The sequence below is a fragment of the Cupriavidus laharis genome, assembly GCF_914271435.1.
In the GTDB taxonomy this organism is placed as follows: domain Bacteria; phylum Pseudomonadota; class Gammaproteobacteria; order Burkholderiales; family Burkholderiaceae; genus Cupriavidus; species Cupriavidus laharis.
The window spans coordinates 28,536-49,860 of the sequence record NZ_CAJZAI010000011.1; the positions used below are offsets into that span (position 1 = coordinate 28,536).

Here is a 21,325-nt window from a genome sequence, read left to right on the forward strand (position 1 = left end):
CCAGCCAGCTCTGCTCGCTTCGCTTCCATTGAAAGCGCAGGCGTTCACCTCGTTAATCTGGCATGCTGATCCAAGAGCAAGGCCGTGTTGACCAGCGCAATATGGGACAGCGCCTGCGGGAAGTTTCCGGCCATGCGACACATGACCGGATCATATTCTTCGGCGAGCAAACCGACATCGTTGCGCAGCAATAGGAGGCGCTCGAACAAGTTTCGGGCGTCGTTCCAGCGGCCCGCCAGCGCATAGGCGTCGGCCAACCAGAAGCTGCAGGCCAGAAAGGTTGCTTCCTGGCCCGGCAGTCCATCCGGTGCTCGGGATGCAACGTAGCGGTGTACGAGGCCATTTACCTGCAGTTCTTCTTCAACAGCACGGATGGTGCCAAGCATGCGCGGATCCTTGCCATCGATGAAACCGACCATGGGCAGCAACAACAGGCTGGCGTCGCAGGTACTGCCCCCGTACCGCTGGACGAAGCTGTGGCGAGCCGGGTTGAAGCCATTAGCCATCACATCGGTGTGAATGGCCGCGCGAACCTTGCGCCAGCGGGACACGGGCGCCAGCAAGTCATGATGTTCAACAGTGTCGATCGCTCGGTCCAGCGCGACCCATGCCATGACCTTGGAGAACGTGAACTGATGGCGTCCGTTGCGGACTTCCCAAATGCCTGCATCCGGCTGGGTCCAGATCGATGCGACATGCTCGACCAGCGCCCGCTGTAGGGCCCAAGAGGCTTGGTCCAGGGGCAATCCGCCACGGCGAGCCTGAAAGAGGGTGTCAAGTACCTCTCCGTAGACATCGAGCTGGAGTTGTGTCGAAGCCAGGTTGCCTACGCGAACAGGCCGTGCCCCGCGATAACCAGGCAGCCAGTCGAGTTCCCACTCCCACAGATGGCGCTCGCCGCCAACACCGTACATGATCTGGGCCTGCTCGGGACTGCCCGCCACCGCGCGTACCAGCCAGCTGCGCCAGGCCTGCGCCTCGGCATAGTATCCGGCCGCCATCAGGGCCCGAAGCGTACGCGTGGCGTCGCGCAGCCAGCAGTAGCGGTAATCCCAGTTCCGCACTCCCTCAGGCGCCTCCGGTAATGACGTGGTCGGGGCCGCCACGATGCCGCCCGTCGGCTCGTAGGTCAGCGCCTTCAGTGTCAGCAAAGACCGCTTGACCGGTCCGTGCCAATCGCCACCGACAACACATTGGTCTGACCAGTTCGTCCACCAGCGCTGGGTGCGCGCCAGTTCGTCGAACGCGTCGATCGGTGGCGGCGTAGCAAGGTGAGAGGGCGAGTACGTCAGGACAAAGGGCACGGCCTGTCCTGCCTCAACGGTGAACTCTGCCACCGTGGACAGGTCTTCGCCGTGCAAGGGAACTGGCGTACGCAAGACCGCCATGGCGGGGCCAGCCACCGCGCGTATGCCGTGCTCACCTGTCAGCCGTGTCACCCAGGGCACCGTCGCACCATAGTCAAATCGCAGAGTCAGGTCCATTCTCATTCGTACCCTGCCGCGCCGACCGTATACGATGCGAATCACGTTCGCCGACGCGCTTGAATCGGACATGCGCTGGCGTACCGGCATATAGTCGACGATCGCCACCACACCTTCGGGATGCTCGAATATGGTTTCCAGCACCATGGTGCCCGGGTGGTAAGAACGTTTGGTTTTGCCTTCGCTTGCCGCCGGCGCCAGCCGCCAACGCCCATGCTCCGGGGTGCCGAGCAGCGCGGCCAGGCAGGCGGGCGAATCAAAGCGCGGCAAGCATAGCCAGTCGATGCTCCCTGCCGCGCTGACCAGTGCGGCCGTTTCACAATCGCCGATCAGCGCGTAGTCTTCGATGGAAGCAGGCATGGCATATCCAGATCAGGAGGACCAACGGGCCATTGTGTTGAGTGGAGTCAAGGGACCGCCGCGTGGGCTTTGCTTCCGCAGGGATGCATAGCACCTCAACGGTTCGACGCGAGGTAGCCGCGAAGGTGCCAGCTCTAGTTCATTGGATGCAGCGCGACGGCTCTAACGCGTTGTTGCCTTCTGGGCTTTTGCAGCACATTTTCCTAAACTGAAGAGGCGGACGCCGCACGGCAAAGCTGCCTAGTCGGGCCGGAAATTGCCAGTCAGTGGTGCAGCGATGGTGGACGCATCGACTTCGTCCTTTGTATCGTCGGAAGCGTCAGTCAGTGGAGCGCAACCATGGAATTCGTCGTCAGCGCCACCAGCATCGCGGTCTTGGGAATCCTGCTTGTCATTTCATCCTTCCGTGTACTGCGAGAGTACGAACGGGGCGTGGTGTTCATGCTGGGGCGCTTCTGGAAGGTCAAAGGCCCGGGGTTGGTACTGGTCTTGCCGATGGTCCAGCAGATGGTGAGAGTTGACTTGCGCACCGTGGTACTGGACGTGCCGCCGCAAGATGTCATTTCGCGCGATAACGTTTCAGTGAAAGTCAGTGCGGTCGTGTACTTCCGAGTCGTTGATGCTCAGTTCGCCATCATCCAGGTGGCCAATTTCCTCAATGCCACGAGCCAGTTGTCGCAGACCACATTGCGCTCCGTCCTGGGCAAACATGAGCTGGACGAGATCCTGGCCGAGCGCGAACGGCTCAATGCCGAAATCCAACAGGTACTCGATGGCCAGACCGAAGGTTGGGGGATCAAGGTGTCGAACGTTGAGATCAAGCATGTCGATCTCAACGAGAACATGATTCGTGCCATCGCCCGCCAGGCCGAGGCTGAACGCGAACGCCGCGCCAAGGTGATCCACGCCGAAGGCGAACTGCAGGCTTCGACGAAGTTGCTCGAGGCTGCACAGATGCTTGCCAAAGCCCCTGAGGCGATGCAGCTGCGCTATCTGCAGACGCTCACGCAGATCACTGGCGAAAAAAGCTCGACCATCGTCTTTCCGCTGCCAGTCGATATGTGATGACACTCAGTTGCTATTCGGCGCTTGGACAAAGCAACACCTTTTGACATGCCTAGCGGCGACTACCCTCGCGCTGTTGCTGGCGGGTTGTCCGACGCGACGCCAGGAAAATGCCTGTGTTGCGAAGGGGCAAGTCTGCTGTGTGGTGGATACCGGTCCCGCACAAGACATACAGATGTGTGTAACAGATGGCAATGCTTGCTTGGCGAAGTGGTCCGCCGGGACAACAACACCTTGCCGGGACAACAACACCTTATTTATCCGCGGCCTCATACCGAAGCCGCTGTCGATCTGTGCACCGGCGGCTCTAGGTCAGCCTGCGCCGGTGGAACCGTGAGTTTGTGTCGACTCCAGCTAACTGTACTGGCCAGACGCATAAGGTACGTGTCTCGTGCGAGATTTATCAGTCTTTCCTGTAGAATCTCCACAGGGTGTCAGCACTGCACATTGCAGTGAGACAGGTTGACGCGTTGGTCGGGCCGCCAACGCGAATCTTCTATGACCGTGGACCGCCCTCCATCCCAACAGGAGCTGCCGCGCGCGCAGGCCTTGGCTGAAAAGGCCTTCTCGGCGCTCGAGCACTTCATTCATATCGAAGCCGTAAGCGGCATAGTGTTGCTGGCCGCCGCCGGGATCGCGCTGCTTTGGGCGAATTCGCCAGCAGCCGAGAGTTATCACGCGCTCTGGCACGCCCCGCTGTCGGTGGGGGTTGGCCCCTATTTGGTATCGCAGTCGCTCCATTTCTGGGTCAACGACGCCCTCATGACCATCTTCTTTCTCGTTGTGGGGATGGAAATCCGGCGCGAGATCCATGAGGGTGCGCTGGCGAACTTGCAGTTGGCGACACTACCAATGGCGGCTGCGCTTGGGGGCGTGATCGCCCCGGCATTGCTGTATCTTACGCTGAACACAGCGATGCCAGAGCGAGGGGGTTGGGCGATACCGACCGCGACCGACATTGCATTTGCCGTCGGCGTGCTGGCACTGCTTGGCAAAGCGATACCCGGCAATGTTCGTGTGTTCCTGCTTGCGTTAGCGATTATCGACGACATCGTCGCCGTGCTGATCATAGCGGTAGCCTTTTCCGCCGGGCTGGATTATTCGGGGCTACTGGTTGCCGGCGCAGGTATTCTGATGGTTCTCGGTCTGCAATGGATCGGTGTGGGGAGCGCCTACGCTTACATCATCCCCGGGGCCATTCTATGGTTGGGCATGCTGAGAACGGGTGCTCACCCGACCCTCGCTGGCGTTGTGCTGGGTATGTTGACCCCGGTGCTTCCTGGCCGTACGCGAGAGAGACCCCTCGACGCTGCGACCCAAGCGCTTCATGATCTTCGTGTGCGCGCGCGCGGTCCGGCACCACAGGCCGAGCATCTCGCAGCACCACTCAAGCAACTTCGTCAAGCGCAGCGCGAGGTGCTGCCGCCGGTGACGCGCGTGCAGATGGCGCTCCATCCTTGGGTTGCGTATCTCATTATGCCGCTCTTTGCGTTGGCAAACGCGGGAGTCAGCCTCGATGGCGTTGATCTCGGGGTGGGCAGCGCGCAAGGTGTGGTGCTCGGTGTAGCGGTTGCATTGATTGTCGGCAAACCACTGGGCATTGTGTCGGTCAGCTGGTGTGCAGTGCGTCTGGGCTGGTGCAAACTGCCGCCAGGCGTGACATGGGGCGGCGTCTGCTTGATTGGCCTGTTGGCGGGGATCGGCTTCACAATGTCCATTTTCATTGCCACGCTTGGCTTTTCGGATGCCAACCTCCTTGGCGCTGCTAAGCTTGGTGTGCTGTTGGCATCCGCCCTGGCCGCGGTCATTGGGCTTACTTGGGGCTTCATCTATGCAAGGCGCCTGAAGCCTGAGAGCGAAGATGATGCAGGCGAATCTGGTGCGACGACCACAGACTGATTCTTGCGCAACGCTGGCGAACTACTATTGAAGCCGCCTTGCTCAGTAAAGGGCACATGCATGCGCGCGGAGCGACGCTGTGATCCAACATTGCATGCCGGGGCGCGCAGTCGATTGCGAATCCGAGTTCAGTGAAATGGGAGGAGACGTTATGGATGGCAGCTTGAAGATCGGCTTGACGGTTTTGGCACTGGTCACGGGTAGCATCTACACGGCAGCGCGATTGATGGGCATGGATATGAGCGCAGCGGATGTGGTGAGGTTGTTGGTGCAGCATGGCACCGAGTTTCTGCATCGTCTTTTCTATCCATGATCGCTCAAATTTGGTGGTTTTCTTTCGCTCCTGGCGCAGTGTGGCCGACTTCGGACGCCGCGCATCCTGCAAGCAAAAGCGCGATGTTGGGCTTTTCCGTCGATCTGGGTCATCGGTCACCCTCCTCATCCGTTGGGAGAGTGCACCGTAATCCGGCCTGGCGCTCGCTCGTGACTGCAGGCGGAGACACCCCATGCGAAGACTGCGCCAATGGCTGCCTAGCGCCGAGGCCATACGGAGTAACCGATGGCTTCGTTGGCTTGGTCCAGCGCTTCACCATCCAAGACTGTGGCACATGAGCCGGCGAGGACTGGCGCTCGGCATGGCACTCGGATTTTTTTTCGGCCTGCTGATTCCGCTGGCGCAGATACCACTGAGCGCAGCCGCCGCGGTGGCGCTGCGCGCCAACGTGCCCGCCGCAGTAGCCAGCACCCTAGTGACCAATCCGCTGACCTTCGGTCCGATTTACTATGCCGCCTGGCGCGTAGGCAGCGCGATTCTCGGGGAGCCGATCGATGTTCCGCCGGCACAAGGCGCAGAGGCACAGCACGAGCCGGCCGACGAAAGCTGGTTTCGTATGGTGACTCGGCGAGTCCTAGGCGTCGGCAAGCCCCTGCTGCTGGGGCTGGCAATTATGGCCATCGCGGTCGGGATCACGACCTACTTTCTGGTCTCTGCGGCGTGGAAGGTCTCGGTGCTGTGGAAGCGGCATCGCAGGCGCCGCTGACCAGGGCATCGTCGCAGCTACCGTTTTTCCGTACTGCCCGCGAAGTGCTCGATCTTGCTGGTCAGCCCGGAAACGACTAGAAGGTCTCCCGGCTGGATCAGGGTGGTGGCTGTCGCGTGCTCAAACTCTTCGTTGGCACGCTTGATGCCAACCACCGTGACGCCGAAATGCTCACGTACCCTGGACACCAACAGCGTCTTGTTGTGGGTTGACGCCGGCGCATGGATCCTGGCGATCGCAAAGCCATCGTCGAATTCGATGAAATCGATCATTCGGCCGGTGATCAGATGCGCAACTCGCGCCCCCATGTCCGCTTCCGGATAGACGACGTGGTGCGCGCCGATGCGTTGCGCGATCTGGCCATGTTCAGCGGTAAACGCCTTGACCCAGATATCCTTGATCTCAAGCTCGGTCAGCGTCATCAAGGTCATCAGGCTGGAAGACATGTCTGTGCCAATCCCGACAATGGCGTGTGAGAAATCGGCCACGCCGAGCTGGCGCATCACGTTCACATCGGTGGAGTCGGCCTGGACGGCGCAGGTCAACGCATTCGACCAGCGCTGCACAAGCTCGGCATCCTTGTCTATGCCCATGACATCGTGGCCCAGGCGGATGAGCGATTGCGCCACCGAGCTGCCAAAGCGGCCAAGCCCGATCACGACGACGCTGTCGCCTGCAGAGAAGGCGAACTGCTCGGTAAACAATCTAGCCAACAATTGGGTGCTCCTCCGGGTAGCGGTATGGTGTGCGATGTTCGCCCAGCGCCAGGGATACCGCGAGCGTAATGGTGCCGACCCGGCCGGCGTACATGAGCGCTATCAGCGTAAGCTGGCCGGAAGCGGGAAGGTTGGCCGTGATACCAGTCGACAAGCCAACTGTACCGAAAGCTGAAATGACTTCGAAGATGACTTGATCGGTCGGCAACTCGGTAACGAACAGGATGGTCAGCGTTCCCAGCGTAATCAAGGCGCTTCCCAACGCCAGCACGGTGATCGCCTGCCGCTGCGCCGAGCCGCTGACGCGCCGCCCGAATGCCTCGCTGTCGCCGCGCCCGCGGATCTCGGCAATCACCAACAAGGCCAGGATGGCGACGGTGCCGACTTTGACGCCGCCGGCAGTACTGGCACTGCCTCCGCCGACGAACATCAGGAAGAAATGCAGCGCCAGGCTTTCATGAGTCAGCGCGCCGATGTCGATCGAGTTGAATCCGGCAGTACGGGCGGAGACAGAGGCAAACGCTGCGGACAACAGCTTCCCGGCAGGCGGCATCGCGCCGAGCGTTTTTGGGTTATTCCATTCGAACAATAGCAGGCCAAGAATGCCCGTGACCAGCAGCACCGCCGTAACCGACAAGGTGAGCTTGCTATGCAGGGACCATCGACGTGGATCGGATGCCTTGTTCCGCAAGTCGTGCAGCACAGGAAACCCGATGCCGCCTACGACGATCGCCGCCATCACCGGCCCCAGCACCCACAGGTCGGCCGCATAGCGCGTCAGGCTGTCTGCGTGGGTCGAGAAGCCAGCGTTGTTGAAGGCTGAGATCGAATGAAACAAGCCATTCCATGCTGCCTCGGGCCAGGGAAGGGCGTACGTGAGATGCAGCCTCGAGGCTAGCCACACCGCGATGACCATCTCGAAGCTCAACGTCACCACCAGCACCAGCCTGGCCACCCCGGCGATGTCGCCCAGCCCGATCGCATGGGTTTCGACCTGGGCAATCAGCTTGGTCCGCAATCGCAGCGAGCGATTGACCATCAGGCCAAGCAGCGTGGACGCGGTCATCATGCCAAAGCCGCCAAGCTGGAATAGCACCATGATGACCGCCTGGCCGAAGCCGGACCAGTAAGTTCCTGTATCCACGACCACCAGGCCAGTCACGCAGACGGCCGAGACTGCGGTGAAGAATGCGGTCAGCCAGGGCGCGCTCCCGCCATCGACTCGGGACCAGGGCAACATCAGGAGTAAGCTGCCTGCCACGATGGCCAGCAGGAAACCCAGGGCAACGGTCCGGGTTGGATGCAGAGATGGTCTCATTCCGGAATTGTGTCCTGAAATGTGTCACAAATCCACGTTTCCAAACGGACCGCGCCGCGTCCGAGCGGTGCCCGCTCGTCGTCGCAAAGGTTGGCGCACCCAGAACAAACACGCCCCCCTTGCGGCCACCAGCAGGTGTCATGGCGCTTACGCGGACTCTTGACTGCTTGCGAGGTCATGAAGCCGTGTGGATCTTTCTGCAGGAAGACATCCCAAGGCGCCGGAGGGGGAGCGCCCGGCTAGGCTTGGGGGCGGCGCGGTGCGCGCACCAGCGTTACCGGCACCGGACGGCAAACCGTATTGCAGACCGGGGAGTGCTGTTGCGAAAACTGCAGCAATGCATCCAGTTCCGCCTCCGAGCAATCAGCCTCGATCTCCATTGTCACCACGATGCCCTGGTACCCTGCCGGCACTGTGTCGTCTAGCGCAAGCAGTCCCTGCAGGTCGATATCGCCGCGCAGTTCCGTGGAGATCGATGCCACGCGGATGCCACGGGCGGCGGCATGCAGTACCGTCGTCGTTGTCACGCATCCTGCCAGCGCATGCAGCAGGAACTCAACGGGGTTGGCGCCCTCGTTGTTGCCGAGCAAGACCGGCGGTTCGCCATTGGTGAAGACGAATGGCTCCGTACGCGAAGTGTCCTCGGCCCCCGCACCATAAAAGTCCTTGATGGTCGAGCGGTTCTCGCCGCCACCCATCCACTGGTTGCGGGCGCGGAACTGGAACCGCGCAAGCATCGGCTCGTGGCTGAGCGCGTTCACTGTCTGCGCCATCTTGTCGAGGTCCAGGCCGTTCAGGCAGCTTGCCGTTGTTGCTTGCATATCCATGGTCATCTCCTTTGGGCCTTTACGGCCGTGATGTCGTTGGTGCCGGGTTGCCCTTTCAGCGGGCGCCGGCTGACTGAAGCGTAGGATTTGACGTAGTCCTGGATAAGCTGGATTCTTGCCAAAATCGGTTGTTTTGTGCCAGGGAGCTCGCAATGGCCAGGATGCTTCGGAACGCACCCCTTGACGTGCTGATCGTCGCCGTCGCGCAAACAGCTGGCTCAGCGCTGTATGGCATGGTCGACGTGCTGAATGCCACCGGCAGCATCTGGCAAACGCTCGCGCGCGCGGGCACTCCCAGCACACCATTCCGGGTCCGGATAGTGGCCCCACACCTGCGGCCTTTTCGCTGCGGAAACGGCATTCCTGTGATTCCGGATGTCGCGGTGCACAGTAACCCGGACGCGGATATTGTCATCATCCCCGAACTTTGGCTCGCCCCGGACGAGCATCTCGGTGGGCGCTATCCGGCGCTCAATGCATGGCTCCGGGCCCGCTATTGCGCGGGAGCCTTCCTCTATTCCGCCTGCTCCGGTTCCTTGATGCTTGCCGAGACGGGGCTGCTCGACGGATGCGAAGCGACGTCGCATTGGGGTTACCAGGATCTCTTCAGGCATCGCTTCCCGCAAATTCGGTTCCGGCCGGAGCCGAATCTGTGCTTTTCCGACCCAGCCGGCCACATCGTCACCGCTGGCGGTACAACCAGCTGGCATGACCTTGCCCTGCATATCATTGGCCGGCACGTCAGCCCGGCGGAGGCATTGCGCATCGCCAAGGTCTACCTGCTCAAGTGGCACGAAGAGGGGCAACTGCCCTATACCCCGCTGGTCCGGACCCAGCCGCACCAGGATGCCGTCGTTCAGCGCTGCGAGACGTGGCTGGCGGACCACTACGGCCAGCCTGGCGTCGTTGCGCAGGCCGTCAGGCACGTTCGAATCCCGGAGCGCACACTCAAGCGCCGCTTCAAACTCGCCACTGGTCTGAGCCTGATCGACTATGTGCAGAACCTCCGGATAGAGGAGGCCAAGCGCTTGCTGGAATCGAGCAGGCGTGCGGTGGACGAGATCAGCGCTGACGTCGGCTACGAGGATCCGTCATTCTTTCGAAGGCTGTTTAGACGGCGTACTGGCCTGGCACCGCGCCAGTACCGACAGATGTTCGGAGCGGGAGGGCACGTCGGCAGGTAGCGCGGAAACACTGGAACGAGCAACAAGATGATGCAGGCCAGGGGATTAGCGGAGGACAAGCGACCGTTTCGCCGCTGACCCGAGAGCGAGCAGAGTGCGGAAGAGATACTTTGAGCCCGACAATCAGCGGCGCACAACTTGGCCCCAGAGTTCAACGCGGCCGCGGATTCGAGCGCAAGATGCTAACCACCGGACATAAGCGGAACGTTCTCCAAGCTTCGCCCAGGGCGCTGTGCATTTCGACCGGTACGCGGCAGGCAACGCCGGAACGATCTAGTACGGGACGCGCCGCACAGCGCTGCAACGAGCCGGCCTAGAGAACCGACGATCGCCCGGAGTGAGCGACCGTTTCATAGTTGAGAGGGACGTCGTGCTTGGCGTCCGGCCTGTACGTCGGCTCCCGGTCTTGAAGCGACCGGATAGATATAGCCCTCAGCGCTGGCCGTGCCTGAGCTCGCTCTGCCTGCAAATCGCGATCCGATGCCGGGTCACGTCAAGGATGCCGTCGGCCTGGAGGCGCCGCAGGGTGCGATACAAGGCTTCGTGGGTGAGCCCCAGTTCCGCGGCCCATGCCTTGCGCGACTTGTTTAGCGTGATGACGCCGACTGTGCCCTCCGATTCGAGATAGTGAATGATGCGTTCCGCGGCAGTGTGAAGACTCAAGCGTTCACATTGGGCACGGAGTTTTCGCACTTCGTGGGCAAGCAGCATCCTCCACGTCTGGCCAAACGTGCTGTCCTCCTCCAATGCATTCCGGAATGCCCGAGCAGAAAAGCGCAGCGCCGCACCGGCCTCGGTGACCACGGCGTCACAGTGGTAGGCCTTGGTGTCTAGGCTCGCTTCGGCGACGAAGCCCCCGCGGGAGCGCTGCAGAATGATTTCCGCGCCATTGGGTGCGCGGCGCACAAGTCGCACCTCGCCGGCCATCACGAAATGGATGCCGACGGGACGATCGCCCAGCCGGAACAGGGTTTCCCCCGGCTGGAGTTCCAGCCGCTCCGCGGCTTCCCCCAGTGCTGACGGAACGCTCGCCAACGCCGGATAAGCCCTGACCAACGTTTGCCAGTTCATCAATGCCGCTGCCCGAGTCGATATGATTCCATTCATATTCCGTTGGCTCGGAAACGCCTAGCATGAAGCTTTCCAGATCTGAGCCACGGAGGCGCCCTTGCGAGCAACTTTCCTTATCTCGTCTGCCATGCTGTCAGGCCTGCTAACGTTGACCGCGTGCCCGGTGGCAATGGCGGCAGCCCCATCCCGTCAAGCCGACGTGGTGGCGCGAGGAGCGGAGGTCATGCCCTTCGATCTGAAGGCGACAACCCACGTGTTTACCAAGACTAGGGATGGCGGCGTCCAGCAGGTGATTGCCAGGGTTCCGGGGGACGCGGAGCAGATCCGGTTGATTCGCGAGCACCTCAGCGAAATCACGGGGCAGTTTCGTCGCGGCAATTTCTCAGGGCCGAGCGCGATCCACGGTCCGGCCATGCCCGGGCTGGCAGAACTTAGGGACGCCAAGCCGGGCGCGATCGCGGTTACCGGACCATGTGTCATCAACTTTGCGTCCTGAATGTCATCAGTTTTGTGTCAACAGCCGACGCTCCCGTTCGAGCTTAAACGCCCTGAAACCGCCCTTCTGCCTCATTTTTGACATAGCGCCAGCTATGTCAAATTGCATAGCGCTGCAACGATACGGAGGAAGCAAAAAATGAGGGCCCTAGCGGGGGGTTAGCGGCGCGTGGCCGGCCGCACATGCCATTCGCCCCTGGGCGAGCCCGGCGCCTCAACCAACATTAGGATCGTCTGAAGAGTGCCCGCGACGCGGTGTAGCAGCGATCTTGCGCTCGGGCTTAGCGAGCGGGACAGCTTCCACGATGACCGTCGTCGTCGGACGCGCGCTCGGCTGGATGGTCGGATCGCCGGCCGGCGTCAAACCTGCCGCACGCGTCCTGCCCACCGCCTGCTCGATCGCACGTCCGACCACGTCTTGAAAGCGTTGGCTCATGATGTAGTAAGTCAGTTTCGAAGCCATGGCGCCTCCGCCTCTGTGGTTTGTGAGTTCATCATAGCCGGCCGCGGCTAATCTCGCATCCAGGTGAGCCTGTCCAACGCGTGAGGCCCGTCTGGACCGCGGTTTCATTGCCCGCTTCGCACGGATCCTGCAATCCGCAACAGCTCGTGCCAGGCGTCACCGCGCGTCGCCGGTTGTCTGCTACCGCAACGCCGCGGGACCATGCTGGGGACGGGACCGGCGAGATGCCCGACTGGCTGCCCCGGCGGTCAATGCAGGGTAGTGCGGAGTTTTTTTGGGTCGGATAATGGACTCAAGGTTTTCCTCCCTCAATAGCGGACCGGTCTGGGGCGGTACACTTGTGATAGCGGATTCCCACGTTTGTGACCTCCGCCTGGCAATCCGGTAAAAACGCCGCCCTCGAAGCCACGCGCTACGGTCGTGTTTCTTCCCCCACAGCCCACCCCTAAGGGAGAGGGAAGCAGGTAGTCAGCCTCGTTGCGCCTTTCCAGCGTGACGATGGGCTGGCACAGCTCAAAGTTGGCCGCCAGATTCGCCGGAAGGTCGCCACCGGTTCATCGCGGACTGAGAGCCGCTGTGCCATTCGCCGTTCCTTAAACTCTTCAAATCGGACTCCCCGATGATCGTGCACCGCCACAACGGGTGCGCCGCGCTCGGCTGCATCGCTTGGCCGTTGGCAGCGCGGCGGCACTATCGGCTACATCGTCCCGATGGGCACTTTGATTCGATCGCGAGCGACACACACCTCGTCTTTGACGATGTAGCATTCCACATAGTGGTCGCCGGCGAACGAAGTGCGCTCCTGGCGTTCTTCTGAACCCTGATCTTCCAGCAACTGGCCGCGAATGTCCTGGCGGTAGCCTGCGAGCGGCTTGTTTCTAACCTTCCAGAAGACGCTATAGGGCTTGGGCACGTTGTGTTCGGTAATCTGGAACTTGAGCTGCCAGCCCCACCGGAGATGCTCGAAAATCCGGGAGAGCCGCAGAATGGTGCCGGTGGTGGACACCTCGCAGTCGATGGCAAGCCGATATCGGATATCCAGCGGATACTGGTTCTCGATGAACTCTTCCGTGCTCCTCGCGCCGCCAAAGCTCTCTGTCGCCACCTGAGCCGTGGCCTTGACCATCTGGACCGCGGGCGGGAAACAACCGCCGAAAATATCGCGCCAGAGTTCCACACGTTTTTTCAGATCTCCTTCGGCAAGGGCGTCCGTCGCCTTCTTGGCAGCCTTCTTTGCCTTTGGAAGAAAGGAGCCGTCGTTTGGAACTCGGGCGCGGCTACCTGGCGCCAGCCAATACTGTTGGTTCGGTGAAAGCGCGGTAAGGTACAGGAAGAACTCTGCGACCAAGCCGGGGTAATTGTCGTAGGTCGCCGTATGGAACTTCGGGTGCTCCACGAAGAAGTTATAGCAAAGCGTGTCGACCAGCCAACCGCTCATCCCAACACCGCGATGGTTCTTCCAAGCACGAACCATCTTGCAGAGATGGCCGAGATTTCGGTTCGCCTTGGTATTGAGGGCCTTCATGGCGTCGATCTCTTCCCGGGGATAGGTCGGGCGCCACGATCCGCCATCGTGAGTGTTCGGGTGTAGATAGCACTTCTTAACAGGATCAAAATAGGCAGGAAGTACTTCCACGTGAAACCTCTTGAACTTCACGCATACCACCTGCCCATCCCCAGAGATATCCGTGTTGGGGTAGCGCTCGAGCAGCGCATTTTTTACTGCCTGGAGCAGGGCGCTCTGCCCATTGTATTCATAGGCAGAGTATTTCTTAAAAATCGCCTCCGGGATCTCGAACAGCATATCGAGATCGCTAATGCCATTGATCGCGGTATGTCGGCCATACGAACCAACACGCAGCCGGTTCTTGTCGGCCGAATCAATGCCCCAAAAGGTCCTGTTCAAACGTTTCGTGATTTCGTCGTAACTCGTCCCAATGTCCTCGTAATTCTTGACGGCGATGTTTTCTCTGAATTCACGAAAATATTTTGCGCTCATTTCTGTAGTTGATTAAGGCAAGCAACTGCGGCTTTGAAAGAATAGGGCGCTAAATGCCAGGCGCCGACGCCAAGAACGATCAACACAACGAGAAAAAACGACAGGGGAACCTTGTCCCGGAGGAATCGGAACTTCTTTTGCTCATCAATCCAGTCGATTTGGCATTGCCAAAACAGATAATAATGGGCCAACCAGTTGGAGCCGAAGATCTGCTTCGTAATTCCGGTTTTCAGTGCATCGCCCTGGATGATTTTCCAGTCTGCCTCGATGGACGTGAGATCGTCGGTATCATTTTTGCCCTTGCAATCGTAATACAGCGCTCGTAACCGATGCGTCAGTTCCGTCAGGGCCACACCACACTGATTATATTTCTCCTTCTCATGATTATAGCCGGACGCGTACATCGTCGATACGCCAAGGCATAACATCAGAGCTGAAATGTAGTTATTGTTCAACTCGGTTACGAACAATGCATAAAGGCTGATCGCAAAAGAGATAAGGCTGATCCATCCTGGAAACTTCTCAACGACGTGGTAAGTTGCGAAGTGCTTTTGGGCGCCGAAGTAGACGTTATACCCCGTCTCGGCAATGGCAAGCATCAAATCGTTCTTCTTCATTATTTAGCTGGATAGGCAAGGCCCTAGGGAGATGCCGCCAAGGCATAATTGGGTCGCCGTTTAGGAAAACAAGGGAAAATTCCGCATATTGGGCCGGTCGATCTAGCCAGAACCATCTTATACAGGAAAAAGGTCCGCCACCGCCAGCAAATGGGACCCCCGAAATGAGGGCATCGTCAGCGCCATTGCGGTGGCATGCTGTATGGATGTACAGTCTCGGAGGCTCGTCTGGCTCGTGCGCGGGATGAGCTGGCGCCAGCTGTTTCTGACAGCCGTGCGTCGAAGGGACATCGCGATGGTCATTACCGCTCTCAACGCGGCCATCACACTCTTACTGCCGCAGAACAAGTAGCTCATGCCAGCGTTGCGAAAGAATGCACAACTTAAAACGAACAAGCCAAAAGCTCGGAAGCCGGTGGCTGGCAAAGTTAAGGCCATTGCCTCGGCAGCATCCACCGGTAACCTAGGCGGGACGTTCGAAACGCGGGCTCAGGCCGTCCGTATGTTGCATCTCTGCCTTGGCACAAGCGCGCCAGGCATATTGCCGGGCTGGAGGCTCGTAGAACTGCACTTTCAGGCCCGGGTGCTTGGCTTCCACACTGATGACCTAGTCTGCATTATAGAAAACGCCACCGGCCTGCGCCGCAAGGTTCTCCATCAAATGAAGATGGGGATGACCGCACGATTCTCTGACAAGGCGTTCAAGGAAGCTGTAGGCAATGCATGGCTCGACTTTACCTCCGAGCACTTCAATAAGGACGAAGATCGGATTCTATTGGTGTACGACGCGGCGCGTCGCCGCGAGATGTCAGGCGCCGCGGCGGTTGCGGCTACTGCTGCCACATCGCTGAAGCCAGAGGACTGGATAGCGAAACTGACGACGCCGGGAGCTAGCAACGCGTTGAAGCGAAATGCTTTGGATGCCGTTCGGAAGGTGGTAGCAGAGTATGCGGACGCCGAAGTGGGGGACGACAAGCTTTTCGAGTTCGCCAGGCACCTTCATTTCTTGGAACAAGACCTCGAGTTCGAGGACAGCGGTTTGGTAAGCATGTGCGTCGAGCTTATCGAGGCCAACTTCACCGTGGTCGGATACAAATCCGAAGCCAGGCAAGTGTGGGCGTCGCTGGTGTCGGCGTGCATGACTCTTAATGGAATATCTGGCGCGGTCTCTCACAAGAATCTCTCCGAGGTCATAGATCACGGCCTATTGTTGGCATTCGAGCAGATCAAAGACTTCAAGCAATCCGCCGTTCCGCTCGTACAGGGACTTCGCCAAGGTCGGGCACGCGCTTTCCTGTCGTCGGGGGGCGTGTCTCATTCTCGCCCATCGATCGAACCCTTCGCTTCAATGCAGGACGCGGTTCCCGCAGCGCGTGACTCTTCTCTGAATCCGTTCCTTAGCCGGCAACTTGACGGCGTCAATGACCGCATAAAGGCGGGGCGCTACCAAGATGCGCTGGACGACCTCAAAACGCTGGGCGCCGACTTGAAGCAATTCGATCAGCACCAGAAGGCGCGCTGGTTCCTAATGCGCGGTGCGTGTCGTGCGCATCGTCATGACTATAAGCAGGCGGCCATTGACTTCCTGCATGCGGCTGAACTCTGTGACGACGACGAAAAACTAGCTGCGGCGAGGGTGCGTGGGCACCTGCTGAACGATGATATCGACCTCGCATTCGGCGCCGCCGAGGAAGCATCGGAGCGTTTCCCACAGTCGCTCTCGGTGTGGAGCGTACTGATGAACGCAAGAGTGGTGCGCGGAGCCACGCTCAGTGAAGCGGATATTCCCACGGAGTTCCAGAATGAAGCGGACGCGTGGCATGTGGTTGCCTGGGCGGCGAATCATGCTGGGAATCGGGCCGCCGCCCTTGAAGCAGGCTTGCGGGCGCTCGCGCTGCCCGGTGCAAATCAGTTCACGCGTGACGCTGTCCTAAGTTACGCCCTCGAGTTCGCCACGGAGAACACGCTGGAGGCGATCTTTGGGATATTGTCTGAGAAAGCCAGGGACGGCCTCCGCATGGCCGTGGAAGCATTCGAGCCGCGCATCGAGAGACTATGGACTGTGCAATCGCCAGCGGCACTGGCCATTACCATCGCGAATCTTGGCACAGCGTACCTCCTCCTCCAACAGCCAGAACGTACTCTGGAGCTCTTCGCGGAAGCACGGCAGCGCCTACACGACGACCCTCGCTGGCTTCGAATGGTGCTCGAAGCGCACCGAGCGCTCGATCAGTTTGAAGAAGCGTTGCAGTTGGGGCGGAGCGCTCTGGACAAGATGTCGGCGGAAGCTCTGGTCGTGTTTTCCCAAATAGCAGTGCTCGCGGAGAACATGGGCGATGTGAGTGCTGCTGCGGACGCGGCGAAGCGGTTGACCGAGGATCGAGATGCAGCAGTAGAGAGCATCAAGGCATTGCGTTGGGAGCTACTTACCCGGTCCGAAGCGGGACTTGCCACGGTCACCAGCGAAGTGTCGAGCATCGATGCGGCTACGGAGAACTCGGTTCCGCTGCTTGTCGAAGCTGTTCAGATTCTGTCACGGACGCAGCCAAATCTGGCGCAGCCCCATTTGAATAGGCTCGAAACGCTTATCACCAATGAATCTAGTCCGGAGCATCGCTATTTGTTAGCGATGGCGTACTACCATGCAAGGAAGTTCTATGAGGCGTCAACGATCTTTTCGTCCCTCATCGGATCCTGTGAGCATAGCGAGATACACAATCGCCTGTTGAAATGTTACGTGCGTTTAGGAGCCACGAGCAAGGCGAAGGCACTCCTTGATACCATGTCCGACAGTTGGGCAAACGATAACGAAGCCCGATATCTGGCAATTGAGCTGGCACAGATGGTGGGCGATGTGTCGCTTCTCCAGGTTGTCGCACTCGTGCAGCTCGACCGCGAGCCGACGCGCGCGGCCAGCTGGATCCTGCGCCTCATAACCGCGAGACGCGAAGGAGATGCGGTGTTGGATAGCGTTCTCGCTGCCATCCCATTGGAGTTGGAGGGCAGTACGCGAGAGCAGACGCAAATCGCAACATTTGAATTGATGCATGGACGGGAGGACCAGGGCCTACGTCGCTTGTATCTGATGAGGCGGCAGCATATGGTTGACGTCGAAGCGGCCGCTGCGCACGTGTCTGCGCACATGATGGCCCAGCGCCGGTTACCGTTGCTCGATGCTCGGCCTGAGCACATCGGTCCGGGTACTACGTTTTCCGCGATAGATGACGGCGGCAACGAGTTCGTGCGTACCATCGATCCGAAGGGCATGCCGCTTCACGAAACCGAGAATTTTCGCTTACCAGATTCGAAGGAGATTGAGCGATTCCTGGGCGCCCGAGTGGGCGACGAGATTGGAATCGAGAATACGGCTTCCGGTGATCGTCGTCTGCGCATTGTTGCGATCGAATCGGCATTTCGAACGCTGCTGAACCGCTCACATGAGGCGCTTCGGGAATCTATCTCCCAATGTTCGTCATTGACCATCATCGATCTTCCGGAAGACGAGCAAGGTAACCTCGATTTCGCTCAAATCCATGCTCGGGTCGCTAGAAGAGCCGAGCGCGGTCGCGTGATCCTTGAGCTTTACCGACGCAACCCCCTTACCCTTGGTGGCGTCTGCCGGCTTATGGGTAGCAGCGTTGTGGATATCGTAGAGGAATGGCCCGGACAACTGGTTCGATTGCAGGTTGGAGAGGGTCAAAGAACGGACCGTGATAAGGCTGTCGCGCTACTCAGTCGTTCCGGCGCACGCTACGTCGTCGATGCTGCCATGCTCGTGGAGTTGTCGATTGTCGATGGCTTGAGTGCGCTGAAAGTTTGCCCGAAGCTGTATTGTGCAACCAAGACGTTCGACTTGGTTAAGGGTGAATTGGAGGCTCTCCGAACGACGCCATCGACTGGGTCTGCCATCGAATTCGAGGGAGAGCTTGCCTTCGTTGAGATAAGCGAGGAGATGCGATCCCTAAAGTCCTCTAGGCTAGAGAGCATTTTGGCTTTCATCGAGTCCGAATGCGAGTTGCTGCCGTCGTACGGCCCAAGTGACTTAGATCCACTCGAGCCGCGTTGGCAAGACATTCTCTCCGATGAGGAAAACGCCGTAATTGCTCTTGCGAGAGAATTGGATGCCACGCTTCTGTGCCTAGACTCTCGTCTAAGGCTGATCGGTCGTTCCATCGGGGTGGCGGGGATATGGCCACAAGCGCTTTTGGCACAGGCAGTTTCGAAAGGTTTGCTACTGCAACGGGACTACTCGCTGGCGACGCTTAAGATGTTCTTGCGTGGTCGGGCGTTTGTATCGGTAGGCCACATCGACTTGTATTTTGGGTTACTTCAGGGGCCAGACTTTGCCAACGCGGTTTTCGCCGGCCTGCAGGCTCATCTCGCGACCGATGACGTAGAGTTCAATTCTGCGTTCGAGGTTATCCGAAACTTCCTGCTCACTGTTGGGGCATTCGGGCCTTGCCAGTTTGGTGTGTTCCTCGAATTGGTCGAAACGACCGTCGAAGGCCTGGCTAGGCATCCTCAATGTTCTGCAGAGGCACTGGACCAATTGAGAAGCGTGCTTGGGCAGGTACAACCGGTCCACAGCCGGGAGGATGGGAGGAACATTCGCAGAGCCATAGACGCGGCAGTCGATCATGCGCGCGGTTCGTTGCGTCCGGTGGACCTGAAGAAGCGAGTTATCTACTGCGGTAACCCGCCGTGGTTACTCATTGGCGCGAGTAGTTCGGATGCGTCAACGGACCAACTCCAGACAATGGGGGAGGGACATTATTCGCCAGAGAGTGGCCCGACGATGGCCGCCAACGATTCATCCGATCCTTTCTAGCGTCTCGCCGTGGCATGCAAACTTTCGATGCTTAGCGTCGGTTTGCACGATAATGTTCCTGCTGTTCGCCCGCTAGCTGCCGTTCCCGAGGCGTTGGGAACAAATTTACGTCAAGAAATTTTGCGGAACGCTGTTCCTCCGACCGACGTTTGGAGTAATTTTGTTCCTTTGCCAACGGCTCGGTCCATTGCTGGCCGGGACGCTGCGGCTCGCGAAGCCGGTGATGGCTGCGGTTAGGACGGGCAAGCGATCAAGGTGCCAAGCGGGGCCACGCGGCGGGGGGGCGGAGGGGGCCACCGCCATGATCTAAACGCTTCGCAGTCGCGTCAGTCAGTCAGGCCCATGGTGCCAGGAACACTATTCTGCAAAAATCGGGAACAAATTGGTACAAACCGACGGGACCGGCCCTCCGGGCCATTGAAATAGAAACGAAATTTGACATAACGCCCGATCTAGCTCTCTTTGACCCCAAGCAGCCGCGATTGGTTGAGCGCTGAACTACTACGTGAACCGTCTGGATCGTGACACGGCGTACAAAAGAAGGTACCCATGTGGCGAGCCCGATGAGGAAATTGGTTATCGGCGGGCTTTGGCTGACGCCCTTCGTGCAGCAACATCGGGATGACATCGAAATCATCCCGCAGTTTCCCGTCGGCGCACATCAGACTTAAGCGCGGGATGACGAAGCAGGTGTCAACCTCGCCCCGGGTCGTGCTGAAACAGCGTGTAGATGTCTCTCCACGCTTGACAGCCTCCAGCGGCTAGCCGCTGCTCAGCATCGCTTCGATTATTGTTGCGGCCTTCATGACCATCGCGTCAGCTCCGCGCGGACCGATGACGGAAAGTCCTACGGGTGCGCCTTGCACGGTAATCCAGGGGAATGACACCTGCGGCAAGCCTGCCAGGCCGGCAGGGCATAGCAACAACTGGGCGCGCAGGCGGTTGCTCGCCAAGTCGGCCTCCGGATTTGTACAGAGCGGTGCGATCCCTGGCGCGGTTGGCAGCAAGAGCACGCTGTCGTCCCTGAGCAGCGTCGACAGCGTTTCCTTCGCCGCCAGTCGGCAAGAGGACTGCACGGCGACCTCGCTTGCGCTAACGTGTGACGCCGCAAGGAATCGGGACAGGACATCTTCGGCAAGTGTATGGCCGTGCTGCGTCACCCAATCCCCGTGTTGCTGCCAGATCTCGGCACCTTGCAGAAGTCGATGAGCCGTGGCCCAGATCCCAAGGGGCAGCGTGCCGGCAGCCAGGGTCTGGAGCGGCAGCTCTAGATGGCAATGCAGTTCGCGCAGGGCGGCCTGGACTTCGGGGTCGCAGGCGGCGATGGCGTCCTCGGCGATCCAGTAGAGCGCTGGCGCGGCGCCGATTGCCGGCGGCGCCAGCACTTCGAGAACCTGTGCCATGACGACCGCTGAGCGTGCGAACCAGCCTACGGTGTCGAAGGCCGGCGCCAGCGGAAAACCTGCGGTACCGGCCAGCAGCCCATGCGTGGGACGTATGCCCCAGACCCCGCAGTAGCTTGCCGGCAAGCGGGCCGAGCCGCCGCAGTCGGTCGCCAGGCCGATATCGGCATCTCCGCTTGCCACCGCGACCGCAGAGCCCGACGACGAGCCACCAGGCAGCCGCCGCGGGCAGGCGGGATTGACAGGCGTGCCATAGTGCAGGTTGATACCTGACAGGCTGAAGGCCAATTCATCGGTGACGGTTTTCCCGACCCATGAGGCACCCGCGGCAAGCAAGCCCGCGACCGCCGGCGCGGTGGCTGGCGAGACCGGCTGATCCTGTCGCCAGACGGGATTTCCGGCGCCGGTGCGCAGGCCTGCAACGTGGAACACATCCTTCACCGCGAGGCGCAACCCTGCGAGCCGCGACGATGTTTGGTCGATGCGGGGACCGCTGCCGAAGCCGTCCCTAACAAAGGCACCGTTCAGGCCAGGCTGCAATAGATCTGACATCGTT

At 59.9% G+C, this 21,325-nt stretch carries 16 protein-coding genes; 7 read left to right on the forward strand and 9 right to left on the reverse strand.

From position 1 onward, the window contains the following. Positions 1 to 44 precede the first annotated feature (44 nt). Positions 45 to 1,844: a glycoside hydrolase family 15 protein gene (locus LDO29_RS20205; RefSeq protein WP_224081548.1), complete on the reverse strand. Its 1,800-nt coding sequence runs from the start codon at positions 1,842 to 1,844 to the stop codon at positions 45 to 47. A 339-nt stretch (positions 1,845 to 2,183) separates the two neighbouring features. Between LDO29_RS20205 and LDO29_RS20210 the strand changes: the two genes are divergently transcribed. The 4 genes from LDO29_RS20210 to LDO29_RS20225 all read left to right on the forward strand — a co-directional run bounded on the left by LDO29_RS20210 (position 2,184) and on the right by LDO29_RS20225 (position 5,848). Further along, positions 2,184 to 2,909, forward strand: a complete 726-nt coding sequence (locus tag LDO29_RS20210; protein ID WP_224081549.1) for a slipin family protein — start codon at positions 2,184 to 2,186, stop codon at positions 2,907 to 2,909. Between the two features lie 498 nt (positions 2,910 to 3,407). Further along, positions 3,408 to 4,808, forward strand: a complete 1,401-nt coding sequence (nhaA, locus tag LDO29_RS20215; RefSeq protein WP_224081550.1) for a Na+/H+ antiporter NhaA — start codon at positions 3,408 to 3,410, stop codon at positions 4,806 to 4,808. A 151-nt stretch (positions 4,809 to 4,959) separates the two neighbouring features. Beyond that, positions 4,960 to 5,121 (forward strand): hypothetical protein, encoded by a 162-nt coding sequence (locus LDO29_RS20220; RefSeq protein ID WP_224081551.1) that lies wholly within the window; start codon positions 4,960 to 4,962, stop codon positions 5,119 to 5,121. Positions 5,122 to 5,416: 295 nt separating this feature from the next. After that, a complete protein-coding gene (locus LDO29_RS20225) occupies positions 5,417 to 5,848 on the forward strand; it encodes a DUF2062 domain-containing protein (RefSeq protein ID WP_253074135.1) in 432 nt (143 codons plus the stop codon). 17 nt (positions 5,849 to 5,865) lie between these two features. Here the strand turns inward: LDO29_RS20225 and LDO29_RS20230 are convergent, their stop codons facing one another. The 3 genes from LDO29_RS20230 to LDO29_RS20240 form a co-directional block, all read right to left on the reverse strand. Then, the gene (locus tag LDO29_RS20230; protein ID WP_224081553.1) at positions 5,866 to 6,564 is read right to left on the reverse strand and encodes a potassium channel family protein; all 699 of its coding nucleotides are present in this window, start codon (positions 6,562 to 6,564) and stop codon (positions 5,866 to 5,868) included. After that, a complete protein-coding gene (locus tag LDO29_RS20235) occupies positions 6,554 to 7,882 on the reverse strand; it encodes a TrkH family potassium uptake protein (RefSeq protein ID WP_224081554.1) in 1,329 nt (442 codons plus the stop codon). The genes LDO29_RS20230 and LDO29_RS20235 overlap by 11 nt, the downstream gene beginning before the upstream one ends. A gap of 239 nt (positions 7,883 to 8,121) precedes the next feature. Beyond that, positions 8,122 to 8,709: an OsmC family protein gene (locus LDO29_RS20240; protein WP_224081555.1), complete on the reverse strand. Its 588-nt coding sequence runs from the start codon at positions 8,707 to 8,709 to the stop codon at positions 8,122 to 8,124. A gap of 152 nt (positions 8,710 to 8,861) precedes the next feature. On the opposite strand from LDO29_RS20240, the gene LDO29_RS20245 reads away from it, so the two are divergent. Then, entirely contained in the window at positions 8,862 to 9,893 is a 1,032-nt protein-coding gene (locus LDO29_RS20245) for a GlxA family transcriptional regulator (protein ID WP_224081556.1), read from the forward strand. A gap of 432 nt (positions 9,894 to 10,325) precedes the next feature. On the opposite strand, the gene LDO29_RS20250 is transcribed toward LDO29_RS20245, so the two are convergent. Then, positions 10,326 to 10,964 (reverse strand): Crp/Fnr family transcriptional regulator, encoded by a 639-nt coding sequence (locus LDO29_RS20250; RefSeq protein WP_224081557.1) that lies wholly within the window; start codon positions 10,962 to 10,964, stop codon positions 10,326 to 10,328. A 223-nt stretch (positions 10,965 to 11,187) separates the two neighbouring features. On the opposite strand from LDO29_RS20250, the gene LDO29_RS20255 reads away from it, so the two are divergent. Beyond that, complete coding sequence (locus LDO29_RS20255; RefSeq protein ID WP_224081558.1) at positions 11,188 to 11,460, forward strand: hypothetical protein; 273 nt, start codon at positions 11,188 to 11,190, stop codon at positions 11,458 to 11,460. 213 nt (positions 11,461 to 11,673) lie between these two features. On the opposite strand, the gene LDO29_RS20260 is transcribed toward LDO29_RS20255, so the two are convergent. The 3 genes from LDO29_RS20260 to LDO29_RS20270 form a co-directional block, all read right to left on the reverse strand. After that, a complete protein-coding gene (locus LDO29_RS20260; protein ID WP_224081559.1) occupies positions 11,674 to 11,922 on the reverse strand; it encodes a hypothetical protein in 249 nt (82 codons plus the stop codon). A gap of 697 nt (positions 11,923 to 12,619) precedes the next feature. Then, positions 12,620 to 13,921 (reverse strand): SMODS domain-containing nucleotidyltransferase, encoded by a 1,302-nt coding sequence (locus LDO29_RS20265; RefSeq protein WP_224081560.1) that lies wholly within the window; start codon positions 13,919 to 13,921, stop codon positions 12,620 to 12,622. Further along, complete coding sequence (locus LDO29_RS20270) at positions 13,918 to 14,538, reverse strand: SLATT domain-containing protein (RefSeq protein ID WP_224081561.1); 621 nt, start codon at positions 14,536 to 14,538, stop codon at positions 13,918 to 13,920. Before LDO29_RS20270 ends, LDO29_RS20265 begins: the two co-directional genes overlap by 4 nt. A 355-nt stretch (positions 14,539 to 14,893) precedes the next feature. Between LDO29_RS20270 and LDO29_RS20275 the strand changes: the two genes are divergently transcribed. Next, positions 14,894 to 19,366, forward strand: coding sequence for a PIN domain-containing protein (locus tag LDO29_RS20275; RefSeq protein WP_224081562.1), 4,473 nt, complete (start codon positions 14,894 to 14,896; stop codon positions 19,364 to 19,366). A 761-nt stretch (positions 19,367 to 20,127) separates the two neighbouring features. On the opposite strand, the gene LDO29_RS20280 is transcribed toward LDO29_RS20275, so the two are convergent. Next, the gene (locus tag LDO29_RS20280) at positions 20,128 to 21,321 is read right to left on the reverse strand and encodes an amidase (RefSeq protein WP_224081563.1); all 1,194 of its coding nucleotides are present in this window, start codon (positions 21,319 to 21,321) and stop codon (positions 20,128 to 20,130) included. Positions 21,322 to 21,325 lie beyond the last annotated feature (4 nt).